General features: G+C 68.3%; 23 protein-coding genes. 11 read left to right on the top strand and 12 right to left on the bottom strand.

Annotated elements, in window-relative coordinates; genetic code table 11:
* Positions 1 to 22: 22 nt before the first annotated feature.
* The 5 genes from KXV01_RS05620 to def all read right to left on the bottom strand — a co-directional run bounded on the left by KXV01_RS05620 (position 23) and on the right by def (position 6,056).
* Positions 23 to 1,279 carry an O-antigen ligase gene (locus tag KXV01_RS05620; RefSeq protein WP_049411916.1) on the bottom strand — a complete coding sequence of 419 codons (1,257 nt, stop codon included), beginning with the start codon at positions 1,277 to 1,279 and terminating at the stop codon, positions 23 to 25.
* A gap of 153 nt (positions 1,280 to 1,432) precedes the next feature.
* Positions 1,433 to 3,142 carry a glycosyltransferase family 39 protein gene (locus tag KXV01_RS05615; protein WP_049411914.1) on the bottom strand — a complete coding sequence of 570 codons (1,710 nt, stop codon included), beginning with the start codon at positions 3,140 to 3,142 and terminating at the stop codon, positions 1,433 to 1,435.
* 22 nt (positions 3,143 to 3,164) lie between these two features.
* Positions 3,165 to 4,496: a 16S rRNA (cytosine(967)-C(5))-methyltransferase RsmB gene (rsmB, locus tag KXV01_RS05610; RefSeq protein ID WP_049411910.1), complete on the bottom strand. Its 1,332-nt coding sequence runs from the start codon at positions 4,494 to 4,496 to the stop codon at positions 3,165 to 3,167.
* 3 nt (positions 4,497 to 4,499) lie between these two features.
* Positions 4,500 to 5,423 (bottom strand): methionyl-tRNA formyltransferase, encoded by a 924-nt coding sequence (fmt, locus tag KXV01_RS05605; protein ID WP_263467548.1) that lies wholly within the window; start codon positions 5,421 to 5,423, stop codon positions 4,500 to 4,502.
* Between the two features lie 120 nt (positions 5,424 to 5,543).
* Entirely contained in the window at positions 5,544 to 6,056 is a 513-nt protein-coding gene (def, locus tag KXV01_RS05600; RefSeq protein WP_005419619.1) for a peptide deformylase, read from the bottom strand.
* Between the two features lie 126 nt (positions 6,057 to 6,182).
* Here def and KXV01_RS05595 point away from each other — a divergent pair, with 126 nt between their 5' ends.
* The 9 genes from KXV01_RS05595 to KXV01_RS05555 all read left to right on the top strand — a co-directional run bounded on the left by KXV01_RS05595 (position 6,183) and on the right by KXV01_RS05555 (position 15,720).
* Positions 6,183 to 7,313, top strand: coding sequence for a LysM peptidoglycan-binding domain-containing protein (locus tag KXV01_RS05595; protein WP_111096742.1), 1,131 nt, complete (start codon positions 6,183 to 6,185; stop codon positions 7,311 to 7,313).
* Positions 7,314 to 7,423: 110 nt separating this feature from the next.
* Positions 7,424 to 8,551: a DNA-processing protein DprA gene (gene dprA / locus KXV01_RS05590; RefSeq protein ID WP_263467547.1), complete on the top strand. Its 1,128-nt coding sequence runs from the start codon at positions 7,424 to 7,426 to the stop codon at positions 8,549 to 8,551.
* Positions 8,552 to 8,594: 43 nt separating this feature from the next.
* On the top strand, positions 8,595 to 9,068 hold the full coding sequence (locus KXV01_RS05585) for a DUF494 family protein (protein ID WP_005419622.1): 474 nt from the start codon (positions 8,595 to 8,597) through the stop codon (positions 9,066 to 9,068).
* A 39-nt stretch (positions 9,069 to 9,107) separates the two neighbouring features.
* A complete protein-coding gene (locus KXV01_RS05580; RefSeq protein WP_134709465.1) occupies positions 9,108 to 9,866 on the top strand; it encodes a pilin in 759 nt (252 codons plus the stop codon).
* A gap of 49 nt (positions 9,867 to 9,915) precedes the next feature.
* Positions 9,916 to 10,845, top strand: a complete 930-nt coding sequence (locus KXV01_RS05575) for an RDD family protein (protein ID WP_049438510.1) — start codon at positions 9,916 to 9,918, stop codon at positions 10,843 to 10,845.
* 193 nt (positions 10,846 to 11,038) lie between these two features.
* A complete protein-coding gene (locus KXV01_RS05570; RefSeq protein WP_049438509.1) occupies positions 11,039 to 13,522 on the top strand; it encodes a DNA topoisomerase I in 2,484 nt (827 codons plus the stop codon).
* A 129-nt stretch (positions 13,523 to 13,651) separates the two neighbouring features.
* Positions 13,652 to 14,242: a Sua5/YciO/YrdC/YwlC family protein gene (locus KXV01_RS05565; RefSeq protein WP_099494890.1), complete on the top strand. Its 591-nt coding sequence runs from the start codon at positions 13,652 to 13,654 to the stop codon at positions 14,240 to 14,242.
* Positions 14,243 to 14,285: 43 nt separating this feature from the next.
* Positions 14,286 to 14,975, top strand: coding sequence for a DUF4124 domain-containing protein (locus tag KXV01_RS05560; protein WP_111175349.1), 690 nt, complete (start codon positions 14,286 to 14,288; stop codon positions 14,973 to 14,975).
* Between the two features lie 34 nt (positions 14,976 to 15,009).
* On the top strand, positions 15,010 to 15,720 hold the full coding sequence (locus KXV01_RS05555; RefSeq protein ID WP_049411970.1) for a hypothetical protein: 711 nt from the start codon (positions 15,010 to 15,012) through the stop codon (positions 15,718 to 15,720).
* Between the two features lie 94 nt (positions 15,721 to 15,814).
* Here KXV01_RS05555 and KXV01_RS05550 read toward each other — a convergent pair whose 3' ends face one another.
* A complete protein-coding gene (locus tag KXV01_RS05550; protein ID WP_014038643.1) occupies positions 15,815 to 16,591 on the bottom strand; it encodes an SDR family oxidoreductase in 777 nt (258 codons plus the stop codon).
* Positions 16,592 to 16,702: 111 nt separating this feature from the next.
* On the opposite strand from KXV01_RS05550, the gene KXV01_RS05545 reads away from it, so the two are divergent.
* Positions 16,703 to 16,915, top strand: coding sequence for a hypothetical protein (locus KXV01_RS05545; RefSeq protein WP_049411884.1), 213 nt, complete (start codon positions 16,703 to 16,705; stop codon positions 16,913 to 16,915).
* 125 nt (positions 16,916 to 17,040) lie between these two features.
* On the opposite strand, the gene sppA is transcribed toward KXV01_RS05545, so the two are convergent.
* The 4 genes from sppA to KXV01_RS05525 form a co-directional block, all read right to left on the bottom strand.
* Entirely contained in the window at positions 17,041 to 18,963 is a 1,923-nt protein-coding gene (gene sppA / locus KXV01_RS05540; RefSeq protein WP_049411880.1) for a signal peptide peptidase SppA, read from the bottom strand.
* A 115-nt stretch (positions 18,964 to 19,078) separates the two neighbouring features.
* Complete coding sequence (locus KXV01_RS05535) at positions 19,079 to 20,443, bottom strand: MATE family efflux transporter (protein ID WP_263467546.1); 1,365 nt, start codon at positions 20,441 to 20,443, stop codon at positions 19,079 to 19,081.
* Positions 20,444 to 20,650: 207 nt separating this feature from the next.
* Positions 20,651 to 21,232, bottom strand: a complete 582-nt coding sequence (locus tag KXV01_RS05530) for a DUF3106 domain-containing protein (RefSeq protein ID WP_049411876.1) — start codon at positions 21,230 to 21,232, stop codon at positions 20,651 to 20,653.
* Entirely contained in the window at positions 21,225 to 22,229 is a 1,005-nt protein-coding gene (locus tag KXV01_RS05525) for a hypothetical protein (RefSeq protein WP_049411873.1), read from the bottom strand. Before KXV01_RS05525 ends, KXV01_RS05530 begins: the two co-directional genes overlap by 8 nt.
* A 413-nt stretch (positions 22,230 to 22,642) precedes the next feature.
* Here KXV01_RS05525 and KXV01_RS05520 point away from each other — a divergent pair, with 413 nt between their 5' ends.
* The gene (locus KXV01_RS05520) at positions 22,643 to 24,820 is read left to right on the top strand and encodes a primosomal protein N' (RefSeq protein ID WP_263467627.1); all 2,178 of its coding nucleotides are present in this window, start codon (positions 22,643 to 22,645) and stop codon (positions 24,818 to 24,820) included.
* Between the two features lie 49 nt (positions 24,821 to 24,869).
* Here KXV01_RS05520 and KXV01_RS05515 read toward each other — a convergent pair whose 3' ends face one another.
* Both KXV01_RS05515 and KXV01_RS05510 read right to left on the bottom strand, forming a co-directional pair.
* Positions 24,870 to 25,490 carry a glutathione S-transferase gene (locus KXV01_RS05515; RefSeq protein WP_049411872.1) on the bottom strand — a complete coding sequence of 207 codons (621 nt, stop codon included), beginning with the start codon at positions 25,488 to 25,490 and terminating at the stop codon, positions 24,870 to 24,872.
* Between the two features lie 112 nt (positions 25,491 to 25,602).
* Positions 25,603 to 26,382, bottom strand: coding sequence for an NYN domain-containing protein (locus KXV01_RS05510; protein WP_111096392.1), 780 nt, complete (start codon positions 26,380 to 26,382; stop codon positions 25,603 to 25,605).
* Positions 26,383 to 26,399: the final 17 nt, after the last annotated feature.

The following is a 26,399-nucleotide window of genomic DNA, read 5'->3' as shown; positions in this document are numbered from 1 at the left end:
CCCTGCCCGGCGCGCCGATGCGTCACGCCCCGGTGACTGCCCGGTGGCGCGCGCCTTCGACGATCGACAGGCCGGTCAGCAGGCCGACCAGGGTCACGTAGAAACTGGCCGTCATCTGGTGCGCGAACATCGACTGGGTCAGGCCGCACAGCGCATAGGTGATCACCAGCATGATGCCGGCTGCGGCCGGCCCCCGGAAGGTCGACCGTCCGCTGCGGCGATGAAGCCGCACGAACAACCCTAGCGGGATGCCATACACCGCCAGCAACAGCAGCAGGCCCGGTACGCCCTGGGTCGCTGCCCATTCGGCAACATCGTTGTGTGCATGCCCCAGGTGGCAACGCAACTCTTCCGGATTCTCACGGCAGACCGGCACGCGCAGCATCGCGCTGTCGAAATGACCGATGCCAACCCCCACCAGCGGGTGATCGAGGAAGGTCTCCCAGGCCACCTGCAGGCGTTCCACGCGGGCACCGGCGGAAGAATCACTGTCGCCCAGCTCCATCCGCTGCACGTCACTGTGCAGCTCGCTCAGGCGCACCTGGTGACGCAGCTCCGGCACCGACAGCAGCAGGGTCGCACCGATCGCCAGCATGCCGGCCAGCACCGACAGGCGCGCCGCACCGGTGCGCCAGCGCAGGCTCAGCGCCAGCACCACCAGCAGCGCCAGCAGGGCGGCGAACACGCCGCGGCTGCCGGTCAGCACGATGGTGCCGCAGCCGGCGGCCATGCCGAGGATCACCAGCGACCAGCGCCGCGACGGGCGACAGAACACCAGCAGCACCATCAACACCATCACGATGTCGGCCAGCACGATGGCGTTGGTGAACAACTCTGCGCGCGGGGCGCCACCCAGCACCTGCCACAGCGACATCGCGAAGGTGGCGAGCAGGCCGGTCAATGATCCGTACCAGAGCCACCGCAGGTTGGGACGCAGCGCGCAGACCCAGAGCGCGATCCACGGGATCACCACGAATCGCGAGCGGTTGTCGACGTCTCGCAGGCCCTGCTCGAACAACACCACCGACAGTACGCCGAGCGCCAGCACCGCCAGCATCAGCCAGGCCAGCACTTTCACCGGCTGACCGGCCATGCCGCGCGCGCGCCACAGCAGCTCCGGCGCCAGCAGCGTGCTGAGCAGCAGCAGCAGGCCATACGGCAACAGGTTGATCGGCACGGTCAGCACCAGTGCCGGCAGGCAGAACAGGCCCAGCTGGGCGAGCGCATGCGCGACTCCATGGCGCCCACCGGCGGGAACGCCCAGCGGGTTTCCGGCCATGGGGTTCAGGTTGTCCGGTGAAGCTGGCACGTCGGGAAGTATCGCTGCAATCTGAGGGAAGAACGGGGCGGGCCAACAGCAGGCCGTCCCAGCCTGCTGTTTTACTGCCTTTGGGCCCGCTTGGGCAGACTGGACAAGCCGGAATCGTGGTGGCTAGTCATGTTCCTGCAAACGCCGTTCACGTTCGCGCTCCTCTGCAGTGACCACGCAGGGCACCTTCACCGCTGCTGCCGGCACCAGCCACCAGCGCCGCCGGTTGGCCACGCCGGCCAGTTCAGAACGGTTGCGGTCGACGCACGACAGCATCGCGTATTCGTGCACCAGCAACCAGCGGCGTCCGGGCGCCAGCCGCTGCCAGCGCGTGGCCGCAATCAGCTGCTCGTCCCAGTCCGTCTCGAAACCGAAGGTCGCTGCAGGACGGTCGGCCAGCAGCAGATGCTGCTCCTTCCAGGCCACCAGCCCCAACTCGGCATCCGGGCCCAGACGGCTACCAACCGTGCGCATCAGGCCGCGGGCGGAACTGGAATCGTTCAGCAGCGGATAGCCGACCAGGCTGTACAGCACCCAGACCATCGCCAGGGTCGACACCAGCGCCAGATGCCGGCGACGGCCGCAGGCCAGCAGGCTCAATCCGCCCCACACACCCATCGCCAGGATCGTCCAGGCCAGTGCGTCGACGGCGCCGGGCCCCAGCCCGCGGCTGTGGGTCAGGCGCAGCTCGAAGGCCGGCTCGCCCAGCACCGCCATCGCACCGGCCAGGGCCAGGCCCAGTGACAGCAGGCCGGTGAACGCCCCCACCACGGCCTGCACATCGCGCCGCCTCAGCAATCCAGGCAACAGCGGCGCCAGCACCAGGCAGAACATCGGCAGCGCCGGCAGGATGTACACATCGCGCTTGCCGGCGGGAATCGAGAAGAACAGCACCACCATCAGCCACCAGGCCAGCGGCAGCAGGTAGCGCGGGTCGCGGCGGCGCAGCCGGCGGCGCCACGCCGGAATCGCCCAGGGCAGGGCCAGGAACGCCGGGATCCACATCAGCGGCATCGTCGCCAGGAAGTACCAGGCGGGCTGATGGTGGTCCCAGGAATGGGCGTAGCGCCGCGCCGTCTGCTGGAACAGGATGTCGTCCATGTAGGCCCGGTACTCGTCCGAGCCGGTGGCAAAGCCGGCCAGCAGCATCGGCGCCAGCCACAACGACACGGCCAGCAGGAAGGCCAGCGGCGCCAGCCAGAAACGCGCGTCGCGCGCATGCAGTCCCACCCGTGGCCACTGCAGCGCCGCGGCGATCGCCGCAGGCACGAGCATCAGCAGCGCCAGCATCCCCACGCCCTTGGTGATCACGCCGATGCCAGCAAAGAACCAGCCCAGCCACCACCAGCGCCAGCTTGGTCCCAGCAAAAGGTGGCGCAGCAGGCCGTAGTTGGCCAGGGTGATGAACAGCAGCAGCAGTGGGTCGATCTGCGCCTTCTTCGCCTGGAAGGTGAACTGCAGCGCGAACAGCAGCGCCCAGCCGGCGTACAACCCCACCCGCCGCGTCCACAGGCGCCGCCCCAGGTCGACCACGCACCACAGCGTGCCCAGCGCCGCCAGCAGCGACGGCAGCAGGAAGGCTACGCGCCACTGCCCGACCAGGCTGTACAGCGTGGCCTGCCACCACATCAGCATCGGCGGCTTGTCCGAGTACAGCTCGGTGCCGCGATGCGGGAACAGCCACTGCCCGCTGTCGAACATCTGCTTGGCCACCAGTGCGAAGCGCGGTTCGTCCGACGGCCACGGATCACGAAGGCCCAGCCCGGCCCCCAGCACCAGCAGGGCCATCACCACGAACAACCACGTCTCGCGCGACGCGCGGGATTTCAGCATGGGACTCGGAACGTCAGCGGGGTCAGGCTGTTTTTAGCAGACGCGCGTAAAAGAAACCGTCGGCATCGTTGTCACCCGGCAGGCGCTGGCGCGCAATCCCCTCGCAATCGAGGCCGAATGTGTCATCCAGAGGCTGTGCCGCTGCGTCCGGATGCCACTTCAGGAAGGCTCGCACCTGATCGACGTTCTCGGCGCGCAGGATCGAACAGGTGGCGTACAGCAGCACGCCTCCCGGGCGCAGCATTGACCAGCACGCCTCCAGCAGGCGGGCCTGCACGCCGACCAGCGCATCGATGTCCTCGGCGCGGCGGTGGAACATCACGTCCGGCTGGCGGCGGATCACGCCGGTGGCCGAGCACGGGGCATCCAGCAGGATGGCGTCGAACGGCGTGCCGTCCCACCAGGCCCCGGGATCGCTGGCATCGGCCACCCGGGTCTGCGCGCCCTCGCCCACACCGGTGCGGGTGTAGGTATCGCGGGCGCGCGCGAGGCGACGCGCATCGATATCGAGCGCCAGCAGGCGCAGACTGGGGTCACGTTCCAGCAGGTGCGCCGACTTGCCACCGGGCGCCGCACAGGCGTCCAGCACGCGGGCGCCGGTCGCGGGCGCCAGCGCGTCGGCTGCGCATTGCGCCGACAGGTCCTGTACCGACAGTGCACCGTCGGCAAAACCCGGCAGCTGGTTCACGGCAACCGGGGCCGCCAGGCGCAATGCATCGGCGCAGAGCGCGCTGGGTTCGGCGGCAATGCCCGCCTCGGCCAGTGCCGCCAGTGCCTTGTCACGGCCACCGTGCTGGCGATTGGCACGCAGCCACAATGGGGCCGGTTGCAGGCTGGCGCTGAAGATGGCGTCGGCCTGTGCCGGCCAATCGCGTTCCACCGCATCGGCCAGCCATACCGGGAAGGCATCGCGCGCCGGCTGCTCCGGGAAACCCTCGCGCTGCGCGCGGCGCAGGATCGCATTGACCAGGCCGGCCTGGCGCTCACGGCCCAACGCACGCGCGGCATCGACCGTGGCCGACAGCGCCGCATGCGCCGGCAGTTCCAACACGTCCAGCTGGGCAAAGCCCACCATCAACAGGGTGCGCAGGTCGGCGTCGCGCGCCGACAGCGGCTTCTGCATCCACGACTGCAAGGCAGCGTCATAGGTACTGCGGCGACGCAGGACCGCAAAGCACAGCGCTTCCAGCAAGGCACGATCGCGGCTGTCGGCCAGCTTCGGCAGCGCCCAGGCCAGTTCGGCCTTCAATGAACGGCCACGGGTGAACACCTGTGCCAGCACGCGTGCGGCCAGCATGCGCGTGGCCGCGCCCGGCGCCGCCTTGGCCACGGAGAAATCGTTCTGCTTCGACACCGCTTATGCTCCCACGCGCAGATCACGGCGGGCGTTGAGGTAGTCGGCGGCGGTGATCGCCTTGCCGCCTTCGCGCTGCAGCGTACGCAAGCGCAGTGCGCCCTGGCCACAGGCGATGTCGATGCCATCGCGGCTGGCCGCCAGCACCGTGCCCGGCGCCTGGCCGTGGGCCTCATCCAGCGCCACCGCGCCATGGATGCGCACGCGTTCCCCAGCCAGCGTCGCTTCGGCGATCGGCCACGGATTGAAGGCACGCACGGTACGCGCCAGCACATCGGCGCCCTGCGCCCAGTCCAGACGGGCTTCGGCCTTGTCCAGCTTGTGCGCATAGGTCACGCCCTGCTCCGGCTGCGGCCGCGCGATCGGCTTGATGCCGGCCCGCAGCAGGCCCAGGCCATCGGACAGCACCTGTGCGCCCAGCTCGGCCAGTTTGTCGTGCAGCTGGCCACCGGTATCGGTGGCAGCGATCGGCAGTTCCTGGTGCAGCAGCACCGGGCCGGTATCCAGGCCCGCTTCCATCTGCATCAGGCACACGCCGGTCTTCGTGTCACCGGCCTGGATCGCACGCTGGATCGGCGCGGCACCGCGCCAGCGCGGCAGCAGCGAGGCGTGCACGTTCCAGCAGCCATGGGTCGGGATCGCCAGCACCGCCTTGGGCAGAATCAGGCCATAGGCCACCACCACCATCAGGTCCGGCTGCAGCTCGCGCAGCTGCTGCTGTGCAGCCTCGTCCTTCAGTGATTCGGGCTGGTAGACCGGAATGCCACGGGCCACGGCCTCGAGCTTGACCGGCGACGGTGCCAGGCCACGGCCTCGGCCGGCCGGCCGGTCAGGCTGGGTATGGACGGCCACGACCTCGTGGTGGCGCGCCGCAGCGCGCAGCGACGACACCGCGAATTCCGGCGTACCGGCAAAGACAATCCTCATGGCTACCCCACTTGCAGGATGGATTCGTGCAGGAAAGAAAACGGCGCCGTCGGCCGGCGCCGTGCAGCCCGCGCGCGTCGCGCGGGCACGGGCCACCCGAAGGGCGGCCCGGATGGGCGATCACGCCACGTGCTTGCGCTGCTTGGCCAGCTTCTTGCGGACCATCTCGCGCTTGAGCGGCGACAGGTAGTCGATGAACAGCTTGCCGTCCAGATGGTCCATCTCGTGCTGGATGCAGGTGGCCAGCACTTCACCGGCCTCCAGCTGCTGTTCCTGGCCGTTGCGGTCCAGGTACTTCACGGTGATGGTGTCGGCGCGGGTGACGTCGGCGAAGATGCCCGGGACCGACAGGCAACCCTCCTGGTACACCCGGCCCCCGTCCCTGGCGACGATTTCCGGGTTGATGAACACATGCGGTTCATTCTTCTCTTCGCTGACATCGATGACCATGAAGCGCTTGTGCACGTCCACCTGGGTGGCCGCCAGGCCGATGCCCGGGGCGTCGTACATGGTCTGGAACATGTTGTCGATCAGTTCCTGGAAGGCCGGCGTGGTGACTTCGGCGGCGTCGATCAACGCAGCCTTGGTACGCAGGCGCGGATCGGGGAACTCGAGAATGGGGAGAAGGGCCATGGCTGTTTCCGGATAGGGGGCCGGCACGCCGGCATACGTCGCAGATTCTAGCTCCAACGCTTGCCTTGCGCCCCGGTTTCTGGACTATAGTGCGCGGACCTGTTGGGGAATCAGGGCTTCACACCTATGTTGCTTCGTTTTCGTACGGTCGTCGCCGCGGCGATGCTGACCGTGGCTGCCTATGCTACCGCCGTGGAAGTGAATGGCGGGCACCCGGACACCTATGTGGTCCGAAAAGGGGATACGTTGTGGGATATCGCCGCACGTTTCCTGCAGAAGCCTTGGCTGTGGCCGGAGATCTGGCAAGCCAATCCGCAGATCGCCAACCCGCACCTGATCTATCCAGGTGACGTGCTGAGCCTGGCCTATCTGGACCGGGTGACCGTGTCCCAGGCCGGCCCGCGCCAGGAGGCCCCGATCGACGCCATTCCGCTGGCCCAGGTCGAGCCGTTCCTGAAGCAGTTGAGCGTTGTCGACAGCATCAAGCAGCTGCCCTACGTGGTCGGCCTGGAGGACAACCGCCTGCGCGTGTCCGGCGGTGACACCGTCTACGTGCGCCTGGCCGATGCCCAGGTGGGCCAGCGCTGGGCCGTGGTACGCCCGACCGTGCGGTACGCCCAGCCCAAGCCGACCGAAGACCTGACCGCCAATGGCCACGTGACCCCGGGCAGCGGCAACCTGTGGAAGGCCTACAACGCGCCCAACGCCCGCCGTGGCGTGCTCGGCTACGAGCTGGCCCAGGTCGCTACCGGCACCATCACCCAGATTGCCGGCGGCAAGGTCGAGGCCTCCACGCTGGTGCTGGACAAGAACGACGGCGGCCGCGAAGTGCGCGCCGGTGACCGCCTGGTGCCGGTCGAAGCCAAGCCATACGACCTGCAGTTCATCCCTCATGTACCCGCTGCCGGTGTCGAGGGTGTGGACGTGCGCGTGCTGGCCGTCACCGACATGTTCAATGCCGGTGGCCCGCGCGACGTGATCGCGATCTCGGCCGGCCGTGCCCAGGGCGTGGACAACGGGACCGTGTTCTCGCTGTGGCGCCCGGGCCGCCATGTGGCGCACCGCATGAAGTACCCGGGCTCCTCGCGCATGGACGACTCGCTCAGCACCGGCGCCGGCCGGGTCTCGCTGCCGGACGAGTATGCCGCGCACGCGATGGTGTTCCGCACCTTCGACAACGTCAGCTACGCGCTGGTGATGCAGGGTGTGAAGCCGGTGCAGGTGGGGTACAACGCGCTGCACCCGGACGCAAAGTAACCATTGCCGGGCGTGCCGGCCGCTGCCCGGCGGGCGTCTGCGGGAAAACCTGACGATCACGTGCGAAGGCGCCCTAGGGCGCCTTTGTTGTGTGCGGCCGATAGTGGGGGATGATCACGCATGCATATGAGGCGCTGCTGCGCCTGTTGATGGCGGGAGGCGCACTGGCGCCACGACGGGCCCTGCTGCAGGCCGCGGGCGGTGCGCAAGCCGGCATCGCGCAAGGCCCGGCGAACTGGCGCGCGCACGGCTGCACGCCGGAGCAATGCGCCGCGCTGGAACGTCCCGACGCCCGGGTGTGTGCAGCCGCCCTGCGCTGGCTGGAACAGGACAACCATCACCTGCTGCCCTGCACCGATCCGGCCTTTCCACCTTCGTTGCTGGAGGTGCCCAACCCGCCGCTGGCGCTGTTCGTCGCCGGTGATCCCTGCCTGGCCTGGCGCCCCTCGGTGGCGCTGGTCGGCAGCCGTTCCCCCACCCCGGGTGGGCGCGCACTGGCCGCGCGTTTTGCCGGCTGTTTCGTCGAGGCGGGCCTGGCGGTGACCAGCGGCCTGGCCGCAGGCATCGATGCGGCTGCGCACCAGGCCACGCTCGAGGCCGGTGGCTGCACCGTGGCGGTGATCGGCACCGGTCCTGACCGCGCCTATCCGGACAGCCACGCCCGGCTGCAGGCGCGCATCGCCGCCGAAGGCGCGGTGCTCAGCGAATACCTGCCCGGCACGGCCGCCCGCCCAGGCCACTTCCCCGCGCGCAACCGGCTGGTAGCCGGGCTGGCGCTGGCGACCGTGGTGGTCGAGGCCGCCCAGCGCTCGGGCGCGCTGATCACCGCGCGGCTGGCCGCCGAGGCAGGCCGCGAGGTCTGTGCCCTGCCCGGATCGGTGCTCAACCCGCGCGCGGCTGGCTGCCACCGCCTGATCCGCGAGGGCGCGGCGCTGGTCGAGCGCCCCGAGGAGGTTCTGGAACTGCTCGCCCCTGCCCTTCGCCAGCAGCTGCCGGGCTTGCAATCGCGGCTGGCCACCCCCACTGAACAGGCACCGCCGGCCCTCCTGCCGGCGCGCTGGGCCGACGACCCTGACTACCAGTGCTTGTGGCGGGCCCTGGACCACAACCCAAGCGGTATGGATTCACTGATCACGCGCTGTGGATTGACGGCGTCCCAGGTGTCCTCCATGCTGCTGGCCATGGAACTGGCGGGAATCGTGGTGTGCGTACACGGCCGCTACTGTCGAACTCCCTAGTTTCTTCACCTCCACAGCGTCGCGCGACGCAGGCCGAGGGGCAATGAAAGAGAGCATCCTGGATGTACTGCTGTACCTGTTTGAACACTATTTCAGCGAAGATGCGGACCTGATCCGTGACCGCGATTCGCTGCAGAACGGCCTGATCCAGGCCGGTTTCAGCCCCACCGAGATCAACAAGGCGTTCGACTGGCTCGATGCCCTGGCCGCGCAGCGGCCGAGCGTGGCCCAGGCGCGGGTCGATGGCCCCGTGCGCATCTACCATGGCCCCGAGCTGGACAAGCTGGATGTGGAATGCCGCGGCTTCCTGCTGTACCTGGAACAGCACGGCATCCTCGACGCCGACCAGCGCGAGCTGGTGCTGGACCGGGCGATGGCCCTGGACCAGGACGAACTGGACCTGGACGACCTGAAATGGGTCGTGCTGATGGTGCTGTTCAACCAGCCCGGCTCAGAAGCGGCCTATGCCTGGATGGAGACGCAGATGTTCATGGACGAGCCAGAACCCCTTCACTGACCGTACACTTGGGGGCATAGCGCATTCAGGAGCGTCCCCGTGAGCGAGTGGTTCCATGCAGAAGGCAACCGGCAGCAAGGCCCGCTGCCGGCGGAACAGTTGGTCGAGTTGTTCCGAAACAACCAGATCTCCCTGGACACCCTGGTCTGGCGCGACGGCCTGCCGCAATGGCAGCCGTTGCGCACCGTTGTCGACGAGCTGGGCCTGATCGTGCCGGCGCTGGACGTTGCTGCGCCGGCCCAGCCACCCGAGCCGGAACCGGAACCGGTGGCCCCCCCTCCGCCGCAGCCGCCTGTGCTGCCGCCGTCCACGCCCTATGCCACCCAGGCGGCAGCCGGGGTCCTGCCACCGCCGAAGAAGAAGCTCTCCGGTTGCGCCCTGACCGCGATCATCGGCGGCGGCCTGCTGCTGGTACTGGTACCGATCATGGCCATCCTCGCGGCGATCGCCCTGCCCGCATACAACGACTACACCGTGCGTGCCAGGATCGCGACCGCGGTCAATGCCCTGCAGCCGCTGAAACAGCAGGTGCAGCACTTCGCCGACGATGAAGGCCGCTGCCCCGGCGCCAACGATGCCGGTTTCCCGGCCCCGGGTGACTTCAGCCAGGCCGGCCTGTCGGCGGTGAACATCGGCCGCTTCAACAACGGCCACTGTGGCATCGAAGCAACGCTGGCCGTGCCCGGCAAGAGCCTCGATGGCGACCTGCTGTGGCTGGAATATGATCGCGACAGCGGCCGCTGGGAATGCAGCGGTGAAAGCGACGACAAGTACCTGCCGACGTCATGCCGCGGCTGAGCCACGCGCACGGCAGCACCTCCAAGGACGATCCAACAGGGAACATGCAATGACTGAGTGGTACTACGCCGAAGGACAGCAACGCCAGGGCCCGCTGTCGGTCCAGGAGATCCGCCAGCGCTTCCAGCGCGGCGAACTGAACCTGGACACCCTGGTCTGGCGCGAAGGCATGGCGCAGTGGGCTGCACTGCGCCAGGTGGTCGATGAACTGGGCCTGCAGACACTGGCCGGCGCCAGCACCGCCACTGCCAGTGGCGGCTTCGACCTGCGCAGCGACTACGCTGCCATCGACAACGGCACTGCGCCGCTGCCTGGCACGGGCGCGCTCAGCAGCTCGCCCTACAACGCCCCGGCCGCCGCCGCTGCCGGTGGCGCGCGGCCGGTGATCGGCGGCGAGGTGGTCTACGCCGGCTTCTGGAAGCGCGTCGCGGCCTACATGATCGACTACTTCGTGCTGGCCGTGCCGGGCGGCATCATCGGCGCCATCATCGGCGTGGTGCTTGGCGCCAGCATGGGCGCGGTGGGCAGTGGCGAGACCTCCATCGAAATCGTCGCGCAGCTGGCCAGCGCGCTGATCAACATGGCCATCGGCGTGGCCTACTACACCTGGTTCCATTCCTCGCAGGGCGGCGCCACGCTGGGCAAGATGGCGGTCGGCATCAAGGTCGTGCGCAGCAACGGTGACCGCCTGACCCGTGGCCGCGCCTTCGGTCGCTACTGGGCCATGCTGCTGAGCAGCTTCACCCTGGGCATCGGCTTCCTGATGGCCGCCTTCACCGAGCGCAAGCAGGGCCTGCACGACATGATCTGCGACACTCTGGTGGTCGACCGCTGGGCCTATACCGACCAGCCGCAGCTTCAGCGCCATGAGCTGGGTACGGTCACCATCGTGATCCTGGTGCTGACCGGCCTGCTGGCGGTGGCGGGCCTGGTGCTGCTGGTGGCTGCGGTCGGCTTCATCGCCAAGATGGCCTCATGAACGGCCATCCTCACGTCTGGCTGCTTGACAGGGGCTGGCCGGGCGTGATTCCTCTAATAAGGTGAAACCTGAACGCCCGGCACACTACCGGGCGTTCAGCGTATTGATTTGTCCGTGGCCGCTTCACTAATGCGGCCGTTTGCTCCACCCTAGCGGCCCCTTCCCTGCGGCTCGCCCCACAGACACTGCTGCCATGCCCAAGCACCTGCTCATCGTCGAATCGCCGGCCAAGGCCAAGACGATCAACAAATACCTCGGCAAGGACTACACCGTCCTGGCCTCGTATGGGCATGTGCGTGACCTGATTCCGAAGGAAGGCGCGGTCGACCCGGACAACGGGTTCGCCATGCACTACGACGTGATCGACAAGAACGAAAAGCATGTCGATGCGATCGCCAAGGCCGCCAAGGGCGCCGACGACATCCTGCTGGCAACCGACCCGGATCGCGAGGGTGAAGCGATCAGCTGGCATATCGCCGAGATCCTGAAGGAACGCGGGCTGGTCAAGGACAAGCCGATGCAGCGCGTGGTGTTCACCGAGATCACCCCGCGCGCCATCAAGGAAGCGATCAGCCAGCCGCGCGCGATCGCCAGCGACCTGGTCGACGCCCAGCAGGCCCGCCGCGCGCTGGACTACCTGGTCGGCTTCAACCTGTCGCCGGTGCTGTGGCGCAAGGTGCAGCGCGGCCTGTCCGCCGGCCGCGTGCAGAGCCCGGCGTTGCGCATGATCGTCGAGCGCGAGGAAGAGATCGAAGCCTTCATCGCCCGCGAGTACTGGTCGATCGCTGCCGAGTGCGCGCACCCGTCCCAGCACTTCAATGCCAAGCTGGTCAAGCTGGACGGGCAGAAGTTCGAGCAGTTCACCGTCACCGATGGCGACACCGCTGAAGCGGCGCGCCTGCGCATCCAGCAGGCCGCGCAGGGCTCGCTGCACGTCACCGACGTGGCCAGCAAGGAGCGCAAGCGCCGCCCGGCACCGCCGTTCACCACCTCCACCCTGCAGCAGGAAGCCTCGCGCAAGCTCGGCTTCACCACCCGCAAGACCATGCAGGTGGCGCAGAAGCTGTATGAAGGCGTGGCCATCGGCGACGAAGGCACCGTCGGCCTGATTTCGTACATGCGTACCGACTCGGTGAACCTGTCGCAGGACGCGCTGGCGGAAATCCGCGACGTGATCGCCCGCGACTACGGCATCGCCTCGCTGCCGGACCAGCCCAACACCTACCAGACCAAGTCGAAGAACGCCCAAGAAGCGCACGAAGCGGTGCGCCCGACCTCGGCCCTGCGCACGCCGTCGCAGGTCGCCCGCTTCCTTACCGACGACGAGCGGCGCCTGTACGAGCTGATCTGGAAGCGTGCGGTGGCCTGCCAGATGATCCCGGCCACGCTCAACACCGTCAGCGTCGACCTGTCGGCCGGCAGCGAACACGTGTTCCGCGCCAGCGGCACCACCGTGGTCGTGCCTGGCTTCCTGGCCGTGTACGAGGAAGGCAAGGACAACAAGAGCGCCGAGGACGAGGATGAGGGCCGCAAGCTGCCCGCGATGAAGCCGGGCGACCGCATCCCGCTGGAACGCATCCTGGCCGAACAGCATTTCACCCAGCCACCGCCGCGCTACACCGAAGCGGCGCTGGTGAAGGCGCTGGAAGAGTACGGCATCGGTCGTCCCTCGACCTACGCCTCGATCATCCAGACCCTGCTGTTCCGCAAGTATGTGGAAATGGAAGGCCGCAGCTTCCGCCCATCCGACGTGGGCCGCGCGGTGTCCAAGTTCCTGTCCAGCCACTTCACCCAGTACGTGGATTACGACTTCACCGCCAGGCTTGAGGACGAGCTCGATGCCGTCTCGCGCGGTGAGGAAGAATGGATCCCGCTGATGGCCCGTTTCTGGGAGCCGTTCAAGGAACTGGTCGAAGACAAGAAGGAATCGGTCGACCGCGCCGAGGCCAGTGGCGCGCGCGAGCTCGGCACCGACCCGAAGACCGGCAAGCCGGTCAGCGTGCGGCTGGGTCGCTTCGGGCCATATGCCGCCATCGGCAGCACCGCCGAGGACGCCGAGGAAAAGCCGAAGTTCGCCTCGTTGCGCCCCGGCCAGTCGATGCACACCATCTCGCTGGAAGACGCGCTGGAACTGTTCCTGATGCCGCGCGCACTGGGCGAGGACAATGGTGAGCCGGTCAGCGTCGGCATCGGTCGCTTCGGCCCGTTCGCCAAGCGCGGCAGCACCTACGCCTCGCTGAAGAAGGAAGACGACCCGTACACCATCGACCTGGCCCGCGCCGTATTCCTGATCGAAGAGAAGGAAGAAATCGCGCGCAACCGGATCATCAAGGAGTTCGAGGGCAGCGACATCCAGGTACTGAACGGCCGCTTCGGCCCGTACATCAGCGACGGCAGGATGAACGGCAAGATCCCCAAGGATCGCGAACCGGCATCGCTGACCCTGGCCGAAGTGCAGCAGCTGATGGAAGAAACCGGCAAGCCGGTGCGCAAGGGCTTCGGCGCCAAGAAAGCCGCCGCGAAGAAGGCGCCGGCCAAGAAGGCTGCGGTGAAGAAGGAAGCAGCGCCGAAGAAGGCCGCGGCCAAGAAAGCACCGGCCAAGAAGGCGGTGAAGAAAGCTGCCGCAAAGAAGGCACCGGCGAAGAAGGCCGTCAAGAAGACCGCTGCAAAGAAGTAGATCCGCGCCATGCGCGGATGAGGGGTAGTGCCGGCCGCTGGCCGGCAACCCCGGAAACATCAGATGCCGGCCAGCGGCCGGCACTACCGAGTGGTGCGTTCCACCCCTTCTGCACGCGGCGGGGGGATAATGGAGGCCCACGCCGGGCTGGTCGCCGTCATGAAAGAACTCACCCTGAACTCTGCTGTCGCCACGCTCCGCGCCGGTGGCGTGATCGCCTATCCGACCGAAGCGGTCTGGGGCCTGGGCTGCGATCCGTCACATGAAGCCGCGGTGCACGCGGTGCTGCGGCTGAAGCAGCGCCCGATCGAAAAGGGCATGATCCTGGTCGCCGCCGAACTGTCGCAGCTGGAGGGCTGGGTCCGCCTGCAGGCATTGCCCGACGCCCGCCAGCGCGCGGTGCTGGCCAGCTGGCCGGGCGCCAACACCTGGATCCTGCCGGCCGGTCCGCACGCGCAGCCCTGGGTCACCGGCGAACACAGCGGTATCGCGGTGCGCATCAGCGCCCACCCGCTGGTCGCCGCCCTGTGCCGCGCCTGGGGTGGCCCGCTGGTCTCCACCAGCGCCAACCTGGCCGGTGAACCACCGGCCCGCAGCCGTGCCGAGCTCGATCCGCGCCTGCTGCGCCTGCTCGATGGCCTCCTCGACGGCGAGACCGGCGGCCTGGCCCAGCCAACCCCGATCCGCGACGCGCTCAGCGGCAACGTGCTGCGCTCCTGAACCGACGATTGCACTACCGCGGACAATCACGCACCCTGCCGCCATGAACCTGCTGCGCACCGCCCTGGGCCTGTGCCTGTTGCTGCCATGGACCGCACCCGCCGCCGAGGACGTGCGCGTGTACCGCTGTGTCGCCAGCAACGGCGCCGTGGCCCTGCAGGACAAGCCGTGCAGCAGTGGCCGGCAGGAAGTGCGTGACCTGCAGCGCCCGCGCGATCCGGCGCCCCGGGTGGTGCGCAGCGACGCGGCACCCGCCCGGCCGGACGAGGTTCCGGTGATGCGTGATCGTGAGGTCCGCCACGTCTACCTCCAGCCACCACAACCGTTGTACGAGTGCGTAAGCGACGACGGTCGTCGCTACACCAGCGACAACAACGAGGGCAATCCGCGCTGGGTGCCATTGTGGACCAGCGTCTGGCTCCCGCATGGGCACCACGGCCCGGTCCATCCCGGCCCACGCCCGGCCTTCGGCACGCCGGTCGGCACCCCCATCGGTGAAGGAACCGGCTACCGGCCGCCAGCGGTGGGTGTCGGTGTGCAGGTTCCGGCCGGCAGCGTGCTGGTCCGCGACAGCTGCCATGCGCTGCCGCCACAGGAAGTCTGCGCGCGCCTGCGCGACCGCCGCTGGGAACTGGACCGCCGCTACAACAGCGCGCTGCAAAGTGAACGCACCGCCATCAGCAACGAACAGCGTGGCATCGACGCGCGCCTGTCGCGCGACTGCGAACGCTGAGCGCAGCGCCTGCCGTGGCATGTACGCTGTGCGCATGAAGAACCTGATCTGGCTGGCCCTGGGCCTGTTCGCCGGCAACGCAGTGGCCGACGACGGGCTGATCTACCGCTGCACCTCCAGCAACAGCGATGTGCCCACCCTGCAACGTACGCCCTGCCCAGCCGGCAACAAGCAGCAGGTGGTGCGGATTCCGGCCGCTGCCAGTGCGTCGCCCACGCCGGCCCCTGTGCCGTCGCCACCCGCACCGGCGGCGGCGGGTACGCCGCCGGCTTCCGCGCCCAGCCCCCGCCGCCCCGGCGAAGGACGCACGATCATGGAAGCCGGCATGGTCGAACGCGAAGGCGGCGATCTGATACTCGACAGTGCATCGCTGCCACGCCAGGCCGATGCCGCGCCGGACAGCAATGCGCCACCGAAGCCGCCGCTGCCGCCCATCTTCCAGTGCACCGACAGCCACGGCGGTGGCTACCTGCACGAATACGAAGCTGCCCCCGGCCGCTGCGAACTGATGACCGTGCAGGGCCTGGGCGGCGCCACACCGGTCAATGCTGCAGGCTGCGAAGTGGTGCGCGACCGCTGCGAGGAACTGCCGGACGCGCAGCGCTGCAGCAGCTGGCAGCAACGCTTCCGCGACGCACGTGGCCGCGAGCGGTTCGCCTCACCGGAGAACCGCGACAACGCCCGGGCGGAACGCGAACGGTTGCAGGGCGTGCTGGAGGCCAGCAACTGCCCGGTACCGGGGTGACTGCCATGCGGTAGTGCCGGCCGCTGGCCGGCAATCGCAGGATCTTCAAATGATTCCAGTTGCCGGCCAGCGGCCGGCACTACCCGCTGGAAGATCAGAACCCGTAGCGCAGGAAACCGCCATCCACTGCGATGCACTCGCCGGTGACATAGCTGGCCGCCGGCAGGCACAGGAAGCCTACCGCAGCAGCCACTTCCTCCGGCTCGCCGATACGACGCATCGGCGTGCGATTGATGACTTCTTCGTAGTAGTCCGGGTCCGACAACGGGCCGGACGTGCGCCGCGTGCGGATGTACCAGGGCGCCACCGCGTTGACCCGGATGCCATCCTCCGCCCACTCGACGGCCAGGTTGCGGGTCATCTGGTGCATCGCGGCCTTGGTCATGCCATAGACCACGCCACTGCGCACATGGGTCAGGCCGGACACGCTGCCGACGTTGACGATGGACGACGACGCATGCCGTGCCAACAGCGGATGCGCGTAGCGCGACAGCTCGAAGGCCGAGAACAGGTTGGTCTCGAAGATCTTGCGCCATTCGTCCTCGGAATACTCCGTGGCCGCCTTGGTGACGTTGCCACCGGCGTTGTTGACCAGGATGTGCAGGCCATCGCTGTGGTCCTCCACCCAGTCCAGGATCTGCCGGCGGTCCTCGTCATCGGAGACATCGGCAGCCAGGGCGTGCACCTGGTGCTGCGGATACACGTCCAGCAGTTCGTCGCGCGCCGTCTCCAGCATATCGATGTCACGGCCCACGATCATCAGGTCGGCGCCGAGGCCGGCCAGTTCGTGCGCGATGGCCAGGCCAATGCCGGCGCTGGCGCCCGTAATCAGGGCAGTCTGGCCGTCCAGGCGCCACCGTTGCTGGGTCATGTGTCCTCCGGGGCCGCGCCCGCTGTGTTTCGATGCCGCAAGGATACGCGCTCACGGCAGGGCGTTGCCGGAGATGCGACACTGCGCGAACGCCCACCGCGGAGTACCGCCATGCGCATCCTGATCCTGTCCTTGTCCCTGCTGGCCATCGTGCTGCTGGTGGCCTGCCAGCGTCCTCCGACGCCGAACCCGGAGAAGCCACCGGTACCCAAAGCGATGTCGCGTGCGATGCAGGAGCCGCTGGACCGCGCCAAGGGCGCGCAGAAGGCCGTGGATGAAGCCGCCGCACGCGAGCGCAAGGCCGAGGCCGACGCGGCGCAATGACGAGTGGCCCATGGGGTCAGAGCCCTTTGCGAAGCCAAGGGATCCAACCCCATGAACGAGAACGCCCGGCCAAGGCCGGGCGTTTCGCTGTCCAGTAGTTCCACGATCTGCGTGGATGGCTTCCGTCAGAACCCGCAGAAGCAGTAAGCAAGCGCCTTCACCGGTGCGCCATTGCCCTTCTCACGGGCCGCGTTCTCGACAAAGCGCAGCTGCGTATCCACTTCGGGCATCGTGCGTGCCAGCATCATCCGCGCCATGCCCGAATCGGACAGCATCCAGGCACCGGCGCGGCTGCCGGCGAAACCGCTGACGAACTGTGCGAACGGCGTGGCTGCCTTCTCGATGTAGCGCACGCGGTAAGCGTCCGCCTTGCCCAGCTTGGCCCGGCTGGCGGCATCGGCCACGGCATCCTTCAGGCCACCGAAGGCATCGACCAGGCCGCGTTCCTTGGCCTGCGCACCGCTCCACACGCGGCCACGGGCCACCTCGTCGACGGCCTCGACCGGCTTCTTGCGGGCGTCGGCGACGCGACCGGTGAAGTCGGCGTAACCCTTGTTGATCACCGTCTGGATGACCTGGCCCACCGCCGGATCCATCGGACGGGTGACATCGAAGGCACCCGCGAAACGGGTGGTGCCGACACCATCGGTATGCACGCCGATCTTGTCCAGCGCGCGGCTGAAGTTCGGCACCATGCCGAAGATGCCGATCGAACCGGTGATGGTCGACGGATCGGCATAGATGCGATCGGCGTTCATGCTGATCCAGTAGCCACCGGAAGCGGCCAGATCACCCATCGACACCACCACCGGCTTGCCAGCGGCCTGCAGGGCTACCACTTCACGACGGATCTGCTCGGAGGCGAACACTTCACCGCCCGGCGAATCCACCCGCAGCACCACCGACTTCACGTTATCGTCGTCGCGCGCGGCACGCAGCAGCGCCGAGGTCGACTCGCCACCGATGCGGCCGGCCGGCAGGTCACCGCCACTGATTTCGCCGGCAGCCACCACCACCGCCACCTGCGGACGCGAGTCCACCGGGTTGCGGCGCGCGTCGAGCAGGGCCAGGTAGCGGCCGAAGTCGACGTTGCGGAAACCACCGTCGGCATCCTCGTCGGCCACGCCGCGCTCGATCATCAGATCCTCGAATTCCTCGCGGGTCTTCAGCGCGGTCACCAGCTTCTGCTGCAGGGCGAACTTGGCCAGGTCGCCACCGGCAGCGGCGATGCCTTCCGGCAGCGTGTCGATGCCGGCGGCCAGCTGTGCCGGGTCCAGGCGACGGGCCTTGGCGATGTCGCCCAGGTAGCGCTGCCACACGTCGTTCATCCAGAACAGGTCGGCTTCCTTGGAGGCCGGCGACGCGGCGTCGAGCACGTACGGCTCGGCCGCGGACTTGTACTCGCCCACCTTGAACAGGTGCACGTCCACGCCCAGCTTGTCCTGCAGGCCGGTGCGGAAGTACTGGCGATAACGGCCCAGGCCTTCGAGCACGACCGAACCCATCGGGTCCAGGTAGACCTCGTCGGCCTGCGCGGCCAGCAGGTACTGCGACTGGCCCATGCTCTCGCTGTAGGCCACCAGCTGCTTGCCGGAGGCGCGCAGATCCTGCAGCGCGGCGGCCACTTCACGCAGCGAAGCGAACCCGGACGGCTGCAGCTTGTCCAGCTCCAGCACCACGCGCTCGATCTTCTTGTCGTCCTTGGCCGACTCGATCACCCGCAGCAGATCGCGCAGCTGGATTTCCTCGGCACCGTTGTCACCCACCGCCTTGGCCAGCGCGCGGCTGACCGGATCGGCACTGAACTGCTCGACCAGGCGGCCTTCCGGCGCGATCACCAGGGTGGTGCGGTCCTGCAGCGACTTGCTGGCACCGGCGCCCATGCCGGCGGCGATGACGAACATCACCAGCAGCAGGAACAGCAGGCCGAAGAACACCAGGTTGAGGATCAACCGGCGGGTGAAGTTCATGACGTCCCACAGCCCGATGAAGAAACTGGCGACGGGGTTGCGACGCGCCGGGGGCAGCGGGGGCACGGGTTGATTCATGGAACGCTCCGGATGGCTTCTTGCCGTGGTACCAGCATAGCCGGTGCCGCGTGATGCAGCATCGGACACAAGTCAGGGGATCGCCCGTCACGGGTGAACGTGGCGGGCAGGAAGATCAGGACAGCGCGGACTGCCCGATGCGCTGGCTGCTGCGGCGCAGGCGCCAGCCCATCAGGATCGCAGCGGCGGTCAGGCCGACGATCAGGCCGATCCACATGCCCTGCGGGCCCATGCCCAGCCCCAGGCCGAGCCCGGCGCCGAGCGGCATGCCCAGGCCCCAGTACGCGAACATGGCGATGAACATCGGCACGCGGGTGTCCTTCAGCCCGCGCAGCGCACCGGCCGACAGTACCTGGATGCCGTCCGGGAACTGGAAGGTGGCCGCGTACAGCAGCAGGGTCGAGGCCAGCCCGGCCACCGCCAGGTCGTTGGTGTACACACCGACGATGGCGTCGTGGCCGAACAGCAGCACCGCCGCCGACAGCGTCTGCGTGCCCATGATGATCGCGTAACCGGCCCAGGCCGCACGCCGCACGCCGAAGCCATCGCCACGGCCGACCGCATGGCCGACGCGCACGGTGGTGGCCTCGGCCACGCCCATCGGGATCATGAAGCACAGCTGCGCGACGTTGATCGCGATCTGGTGAGCCGCCGCTTCATTGGCTCCCAGGCGACCGATCAGCAACGCGGTGACGATGAACAGGCCACCTTCCATCAGCACGGTGATGCCGATCGGCAGGCCGGTGCGCAGCAGCTCCCAGATCGCCTTCCAGCGCGGCCCTTCGAAGTGCGAGAACAGCTGCAGGTGGGCGAAGCGCTTGGTGCACCACAGGTAGGTGGCGAAGGCGATCGCCTGCAGCCACATCATCACCGCCGAAGCGATGCCCAGGCCCTCCGCCCCCAACTCCGGGAAGCCGAGCTTGCCGTTGGCCAGCACGTAGCCCGTCGGTGCCAGCACCAGCAGGCCACCAAAGCCGAGCAGCATGGTCGGCAGCGTCCAGTGCATGCCTTCGCTCAGGTAGCGCATGCAGAAGTACAGGGTCAGCGCAGGTCCGCCCCAGCGCACCGCATGCAGGAACGCGGTCGCCCCCGGCACGATGTCCGGCGCGATGCCGAAGGCCGGCAGCAGCGGCGGCACCACGGTGAGGAAGGTGAACATGATCAGCCCCAGCCCCAGCGCCAGCCACAGTGCCTGGCGGAACAGCGGGCCGATCTCGCGCTCGCGGCCGGCGCCATGCAGCTGCGACACCGAGGCGGTAAGCGAGATGAGCGTGCCGATCGGGATCAGCATCGGCAGCCACAACAGTGCGGTACCGATGGTCACCGCGGCCAGGGTCGCCGTGGCGTGGTGGCCGGCAATCACGTTGTCGACGAAGGAGATCAGACCGGTGGATACGTGGCCCAGCACAAGCGGCAGGGCGAGCAGACCGGTGGCGCCGACTTCCTTGCTGAAGCGCGGCGTGGAGGTTGCAGTAGACATAAGGTGCTTGACGCGAACTACGGTTGCGCGCGAAGGGCACAGGCACCGGGTTTGCGGCCGGTCATCTTACGCGCGCAGCGCGGGTATTCCCATGACACGGCGTGAATGCTGGGTTCCAGCCGCCCCACACAAAAAGGGGACGGAGGGAATTAAGTCGTTTCAGGCCCGTTTGTGCCGGATGCGACTTAATTCCCTCCGTCCCCTTTTTTACTGGCCGGCCTGACGCTTCAGCCAGCTGTCGCGCTCGGCGGCGGGCACGGCGAGGAAGGCGCTGCGCACCGTGTCGCGTTCCTGCGGCGGCGTGCGCTGCGCGACCAGGGTCAGCTGGGCCAGCTGCGCCGGGCTGAGTTGGCGCAGCACGGCCAGCGCGGTCTCGCGTTGCGCCGGTGGAACGAATCCGAACAGTCCGTGCAGCTTGGGGAATTCCAGGCCCAGCTGCGGGCCCAGCCGCCATCCGTCGCGGAACGCCTGATCCTGCGCCTGGAACTGCTGCCGCATGCGCTGCTGTTGATCGGCCGGCAGCGAATTGAAGCGCGCAGCCGCCTGACGGATGCGCTCGCGCTCTGCTTCCGGCAATGCGCGCCAGGCGGCGTAGTCGGCACGGCGCTGTCGCTGCTGCTGCGCATCCAGCTGGGCGAACTCCGCAGGTGCTGTTGCAGCGGCCGACGCCGGCGTGGCCGGCGAACTGCCCGCAACCGGTGGCGGCAACGGCACGCTCAACGGCTGCGGTGCGGCGGACAGCGACAGCGGCAGGGCCAGCAGCAGGCTGGCGAACACGGACTTATTCATCGGCGGCAGCAGTTTCCAGCGTGGCACTGGCCGGCTCCGGCCGGCTCGGCTTGGCTTGCGATTCATCCACCGGCAGCGGGCCGCCCGCGGCAGTCCACGCGTACAGGTCGGCATCGGCGACCAGCGGGTAGTCGCGATCTGCCAGCATCGCTGCGTCATCATTGGCTTGCGCCTGGCCCGCGTCCGGTGCGGCGTCGACCTTGCTCGGTGGCAGGGCTTCCACGGTCACCGGACCGGCTTCGGCCACCACGCCCTCCGGCAAGGGTGCATCGCTGCCGAACGAATGTCCCTGCAGGTGGCGCCAACCCAGCGCCGCGGCCAGCAGTACCGCCACGGTCACCAGCAGGATCAGCGGACCGCGCCAGCGCGGCTTGGCACTCGCCCGACGGCGCTTGGCGTTGGCAGTGGCCCGCTCGTCGCGCTGGGGAGCGCGCCAGCTGGAGGCCGGTGCTTCATTGTGGGTGGTGGGTGCGGCCGGCTGCTGCAGTTGCTGCAGGCGCGCGGCCGGCAGGTCACGGACACGGGCCTGTACCTGCTCGGCCAACTGGCGCCAGGCCGCGGCATCGGGCCGGCCCTGGGCATCACGCGGGCAGGCATCGGCCAGCAGGTGCTGGTAGCCGGCCTCGTCCTGGTCGAGCACGCGCATGGCGATGCCCTCGTCGAGGCTGCCGCCCACCCGCAGCAGCAGCGCCAGTCGTGGAAGTGGCGGCATCGCGCCCAACGCGGCCAACGACGGCGCCCACTGCCCGCCCGCCGGCTCGCGCAGCGCCTGGCGCTGGCCCAGCAGGGTCCAGAAGCGGGTCGGCCATTGCGCCATCGGCAGGTCGCTGGCGACCGCCGCAAACGCGCGCATCACCGCCACCAGGGTCTGCTCGGCACGCGCGGCATCGCCGCACTGCAGTTCAGCCACCACCAGGGCGCGGCGCTCGACGCCACGCAGGAACGCCGACAGCGCGCCGGCCGCGGTCGAGGAAACAGGGGCGGGCACAGCCGTCATCGGTCACTCCAAAGGTCTGCCGGCATGATAGCGGCAGCCCATCGGCACCCGTAGGACTTGCGCCCACAGGCACTTCGTGCTGCAGGTTGTGCACAGCACCACGCTCCCCGCGCGGGAAACTGCGGCATGCAGCTGAATTCACTCTGTTTCAGCAATGTTTCACACTCAAGTCGTTGATTTTTAATGACTTTGAAGTGTGGCGATTTTTTGACCAACCCAAGGGTGAGCTCGTCGCCATCGGCCTCCTGGGTTCCCGTCGACCGGTAACGCACAACGTTATCCACAGAACATGTGGATAAGACTGAATCTCCAATGGACACCGATATTTAGGTGACATTTATGATTCAACGGTCGTCGCCCGGGCACGTCTGCCCCCTGCCATTCCGGCGCGCATGGCCCGTTACACTGGCCCGATGCTTTCACCCATTCCGACCCTGCAGGTCGCCCTGCCCGTCCCGCTGCCGCGCCTGTTCGACTACCTGTCGCCGGAGGGCGATGGCCCCACGGCCGCAGTCGGCTGCCGCCTGAAGGTGCCGTTCGGCAACCGCGAGCTGGTCGGCGTGGTGGCCGGCCACGGCCAGACCGACGACGGCCAGGGACTGCGCCAGGCGCTGGCCTGGTGCGACCTGCAGCCGCTGCTGCAGGGCGAACTCTGGCAGAGCCTGCAGTGGCTGGCGCGCTACACCCATGCGCCACTGGGCGAGGTGCTGAGCACCGCCCTGCCCGGCCCGCTGCGCCACGGCGAGGTCCTGCCCGACACACACCACTGGGGTTGGCAGCTGACCACCGAAGGCCACGCCCAGCGTGAAAAGCTGCGCGCCGGCAGCCGTCCGCGGCAACTGGCCGAGCTGCTGGCCGGGGCGATCGTGGATGAGGACGTGCTCGGCGAACGCATGGCCGACTGGCGCATCGCTGCACGCAGCCTGGCCAAGCGCGCGCTGGCCGAGCGTGTTGCGTTGAGCGTGGCCCCCCAGCATGCACAGCCACTGCCCGGCCCCACGCTCAACCCGGACCAGGCCGGGGCGGTGGCGGCGATCAACGCTGCCGACGGCTTCCAGCCGTTCCTGCTGGATGGCGTGACCGGCAGCGGCAAGACCGAGGTCTACCTGCAGGCGATCATCCACTGCCTGGCGCAGGGCAGACAGGCGCTGGTGCTGGTGCCGGAAATCGGCCTGACCCCGCAGACCCTGGCACGTTTCCGCGGTCGTCTCGGCATCGCCGTGCACGCCTTGCATTCGGGGTTGAATGACAACGAGCGCGCGCGCGTCTGGGCGGCCGCCTCACGTGGCGAAGCACGGGTCATCGTCGGCACCCGCTCGGCGGTGTTCACGCCGTTTCCGCAGGCCGGCCTGTTGATCGTCGACGAGGAACACGACGGCAGCTACAAGCAGCAGGACGGCATCCGTTATCACGCGCGCGATTTCGCTCTGGTCCGGGCCAAGGCGCTGGGCATTCCGGTACTGCTCGGCAGCGCCACGCCCTCGCTGGAAACCCTGCACAACGCCTATGCAGGCCGCTACACCCACCTGCGCCTGAAGCAGCGTGCCGGCGATGCACGGCCACCGCGCGTGCGCATCCTCGATGTGCGCAAACGGCCCTTGCACGACGGCCTCTCGGCCGACGTGCTGGCCGGCATCGGCGAGCACCTGCAGCGCGGCCAGCAGGTGCTGGTGTTCAAGAACCGCCGCGGCTACGCACCGGTGCTGCTGTGTCACGACTGCGGCTGGACCGCGCCGTGCCAGCGCTGCGATGCGCCGATGACCGTGCATGGCGGCGGCCGGCGCCTGCAATGCCACCACTGTGGCGCGCGCCAACCGGCGCCGTTGGCGTGCCCGGCCTGCGGCAGCCTGGCACTGCAGCCGCAGGGTATCGGCACCGAACGCCTGGAAGAACACCTCACCGCCGCCTTCGCCGACTTCCCGGTGGTGCGCATCGACCGCGGCACCACCTCGCGACGCGACGCGCTGGAACAGCAGCTGGCGAAACTGGGCGACCAGCCCGGCATCCTGGTCGGCACGCAGATCCTGGCCAAGGGCCACGACCTGCCGAAGCTGACCCTGGTGGTGGTGGTCGGCATCGACGAAGGCCTGTTCTCCGCCGACTTCCGCGCCAGCGAGAAGCTGGCGCAGCAGCTGATCCAGGTGGCCGGTCGTGCAGGACGTGCACGTGACCCCGGCGAGGTCTGGCTGCAGACCCATCACCCTGGTCACCCGCTGCTGGAAACCCTGGTCAGCGGTGGCTACCACCCGTTTGCGCAGGCCGAGTTGAACCAGCGCCAGGCGGCCGGGTTCCCGCCATTCGCGCATCTGGCGCTGATGCGTGCTGAAGCGCAGCAGGTCGAGCATGCCAATGCATTCCTGCTGGCCGCGCGGCAGCTGCTGGGCGAGCAGGACGTGGTCGAGGCCTACGGGCCGATGCCAGCCCCGATGCCACGCCGCGCCGGCTACCAGCGCACGCAGCTGCTGCTGTCGGCGCCGCAGCGACCGCCCCTGCATGGCGTGCTTTCGCAACTGGTACCGCAGCTGTATGCGCTGCCGGAAGCCCGCAAGGTGCGCTGGTCGCTGGATGTGGATCCGACGGATCTGTATTGAGGGGTCAGAGCCCACCCGCCGGGTGGGATCCGCCCCCGAACGCCTTCGCTTACGTCAGCGGCGACATCACGCCGCGCTGGTAGGCCGGCCGCTCGCGCAGGCGCGCATACCAATCCGCCAGGTGCGGAAGCTCCGGCCGCTGGATCGGCAGCTCGTACCAGGCGTAGACCAGCGAGCCCAGCGGGATGTCGCCCATCGCGAACTTCTCGCCCGACAGCCACGGCTGCCTGGCCAGGGTAGCGTCGGCCATCGCCAGGTAGTCACCGGCGCGCACGATGGCGGCACTGATGCGCGCTTCGTCGCGGTCGGCCGGCGCGGTGCGCATGATGCCCCAGACCAGGTCGCTGTACAGCGGTGCCATGCGCGAAGTGCTCCAGTCCATCCACTTCTCGGCCTGGGCGCGTTCCATCGGGTCCTCGGCGTACAGCGTGCCCAGCGCATAGCGCGCGCTCAGGTAGCGCACGATGGCGTTCGATTCCCACAGCGGCAGGCCGTGGTCTTCGATCACCGGCACCAGGCCGTTGGGATTCATCGCCTGGTACTCCGGCGTCTGCGTGCCGCCGTGGCTGCCGCCGACCTCGATGGATTCGTACGGCAGGCCGATTTCCTCGGCACACCACAGCACCTTGCGGACGTTGCTGGAATTGCGGCGGCCCCAGATCTTCAACATGCGGGTTTCCTTTGCTGGCAATGCGAGCGGCAACGATACGCCTGATCGATACAGGTGTGTGCGTGCCGGATGCGGGACCTGGCATCCGGGCATTGCCGGCCAGCGGCCGGCACTACCGGTTCTTCTTTGGCAGCGCGCGCACGTAGGAGGACTTGCCATCCTTCTTCAGCTCGAACAGGCCGATCGCCGCCAGCAGATCGCTGAGCTTGCCGTAGCCGTAGTTGCGCGGATCGAACGAGGCCTGGTTGCCGATCTGGCTGCCAACCGGGCCGAGGTGCGACCAGCCATCCTCGCCCTCGGCCGCGGACACCGCACGGCGCAGCATCTTCACCAGCCGCGTGTCGCTGCGCATCTCCGCACCGCTCTTGCGTGGACGGACATCGTCGTTGGCCACCGGCTCGTTCGAAGCCTGCTCGCTGGACGCCTGCTCGGCATCCGGCACGCTGGCATGGGTCTGGCCCAGTGCCTCCAGGTAGGTGAACTTCGAGCACGCATTGACGAACGGCTCGGGCGTCTTCTTCTCGCCGAAGCCATATACCTTCACGCCATCGGTCAGCAGGCGCATCACCATCGGGGTGAAGTCCGCATCGCTGGAGACGATGGCGAAGCCATCAAGGTTGCGCGCGTACAGCAGGTCCATGGCATCGATCACCATCGCCATGTCCGAAGCGTTCTTGCCCTTGCTGTAGGCGAACTGCTGGATCGGGCGGATCGCATACTCATGCAGCACCGCTTCCCACCCCTTCAGTCGCGGGCTCTTCCAGTTGCCGTAGGCACGGCGCACGTTGGCCACGCCGTAGCGGGCGACTTCCGCCAGGACCTCGTCGATCTTCGAGGCCGGCGCATTGTCGGCGTCGATCAACAGGGCGATGCGCTTTTCCGGTTCGCTCATGGGCTCCTCACGGGCCG

Source organism: Stenotrophomonas sp. Ps181 (assembly GCF_025697425.1).
Classification (GTDB): Bacteria; Pseudomonadota; Gammaproteobacteria; order Xanthomonadales; family Xanthomonadaceae; genus Stenotrophomonas; species Stenotrophomonas sepilia.
This window is presented reverse-complemented; position numbering and strand designations above follow the sequence as displayed.

What these genes read in the sequence shown, in the direction of transcription:
- KXV01_RS05620 (WP_049411916.1), bottom strand. Translation starts at nt 1,279, where the DNA reads ATGGCCGGAAACCCGCTGGGCGTTCCCGCCGGTGGGCGCCATGGAGTC.
- KXV01_RS05615 (WP_049411914.1), bottom strand. Translation starts at nt 3,142, where the DNA reads ATGCTGAAATCCCGCGCGTCGCGCGAGACGTGGTTGTTCGTGGTGATG.
- fmt (WP_263467548.1), bottom strand. Translation starts at nt 5,423, where the DNA reads ATGAGGATTGTCTTTGCCGGTACGCCGGAATTCGCGGTGTCGTCGCTG.
- def (WP_005419619.1), bottom strand. Translation starts at nt 6,056, where the DNA reads ATGGCCCTTCTCCCCATTCTCGAGTTCCCCGATCCGCGCCTGCGTACC.
- KXV01_RS05595 (WP_111096742.1), top strand. Translation starts at nt 6,183, where the DNA reads ATGTTGCTTCGTTTTCGTACGGTCGTCGCCGCGGCGATGCTGACCGTG.
- dprA (WP_263467547.1), top strand. Translation starts at nt 7,424, where the DNA reads ATGATCACGCATGCATATGAGGCGCTGCTGCGCCTGTTGATGGCGGGA.
- KXV01_RS05585 (WP_005419622.1), top strand. Translation starts at nt 8,595, where the DNA reads ATGAAAGAGAGCATCCTGGATGTACTGCTGTACCTGTTTGAACACTAT.
- KXV01_RS05575 (WP_049438510.1), top strand. Translation starts at nt 9,916, where the DNA reads ATGACTGAGTGGTACTACGCCGAAGGACAGCAACGCCAGGGCCCGCTG.
- KXV01_RS05570 (WP_049438509.1), top strand. Translation starts at nt 11,039, where the DNA reads ATGCCCAAGCACCTGCTCATCGTCGAATCGCCGGCCAAGGCCAAGACG.
- KXV01_RS05565 (WP_099494890.1), top strand. Translation starts at nt 13,652, where the DNA reads ATGGAGGCCCACGCCGGGCTGGTCGCCGTCATGAAAGAACTCACCCTG.
- KXV01_RS05560 (WP_111175349.1), top strand. Translation starts at nt 14,286, where the DNA reads ATGAACCTGCTGCGCACCGCCCTGGGCCTGTGCCTGTTGCTGCCATGG.
- KXV01_RS05555 (WP_049411970.1), top strand. Translation starts at nt 15,010, where the DNA reads ATGAAGAACCTGATCTGGCTGGCCCTGGGCCTGTTCGCCGGCAACGCA.
- KXV01_RS05550 (WP_014038643.1), bottom strand. Translation starts at nt 16,591, where the DNA reads ATGACCCAGCAACGGTGGCGCCTGGACGGCCAGACTGCCCTGATTACG.
- KXV01_RS05545 (WP_049411884.1), top strand. Translation starts at nt 16,703, where the DNA reads ATGCGCATCCTGATCCTGTCCTTGTCCCTGCTGGCCATCGTGCTGCTG.
- sppA (WP_049411880.1), bottom strand. Translation starts at nt 18,963, where the DNA reads ATGAATCAACCCGTGCCCCCGCTGCCCCCGGCGCGTCGCAACCCCGTC.
- KXV01_RS05535 (WP_263467546.1), bottom strand. Translation starts at nt 20,443, where the DNA reads ATGTCTACTGCAACCTCCACGCCGCGCTTCAGCAAGGAAGTCGGCGCC.
- KXV01_RS05530 (WP_049411876.1), bottom strand. Translation starts at nt 21,232, where the DNA reads ATGAATAAGTCCGTGTTCGCCAGCCTGCTGCTGGCCCTGCCGCTGTCG.
- KXV01_RS05525 (WP_049411873.1), bottom strand. Translation starts at nt 22,229, where the DNA reads ATGACGGCTGTGCCCGCCCCTGTTTCCTCGACCGCGGCCGGCGCGCTG.
- KXV01_RS05520 (WP_263467627.1), top strand. Translation starts at nt 22,643, where the DNA reads ATGCTTTCACCCATTCCGACCCTGCAGGTCGCCCTGCCCGTCCCGCTG.
- KXV01_RS05515 (WP_049411872.1), bottom strand. Translation starts at nt 25,490, where the DNA reads ATGTTGAAGATCTGGGGCCGCCGCAATTCCAGCAACGTCCGCAAGGTG.
- KXV01_RS05510 (WP_111096392.1), bottom strand. Translation starts at nt 26,382, where the DNA reads ATGAGCGAACCGGAAAAGCGCATCGCCCTGTTGATCGACGCCGACAAT.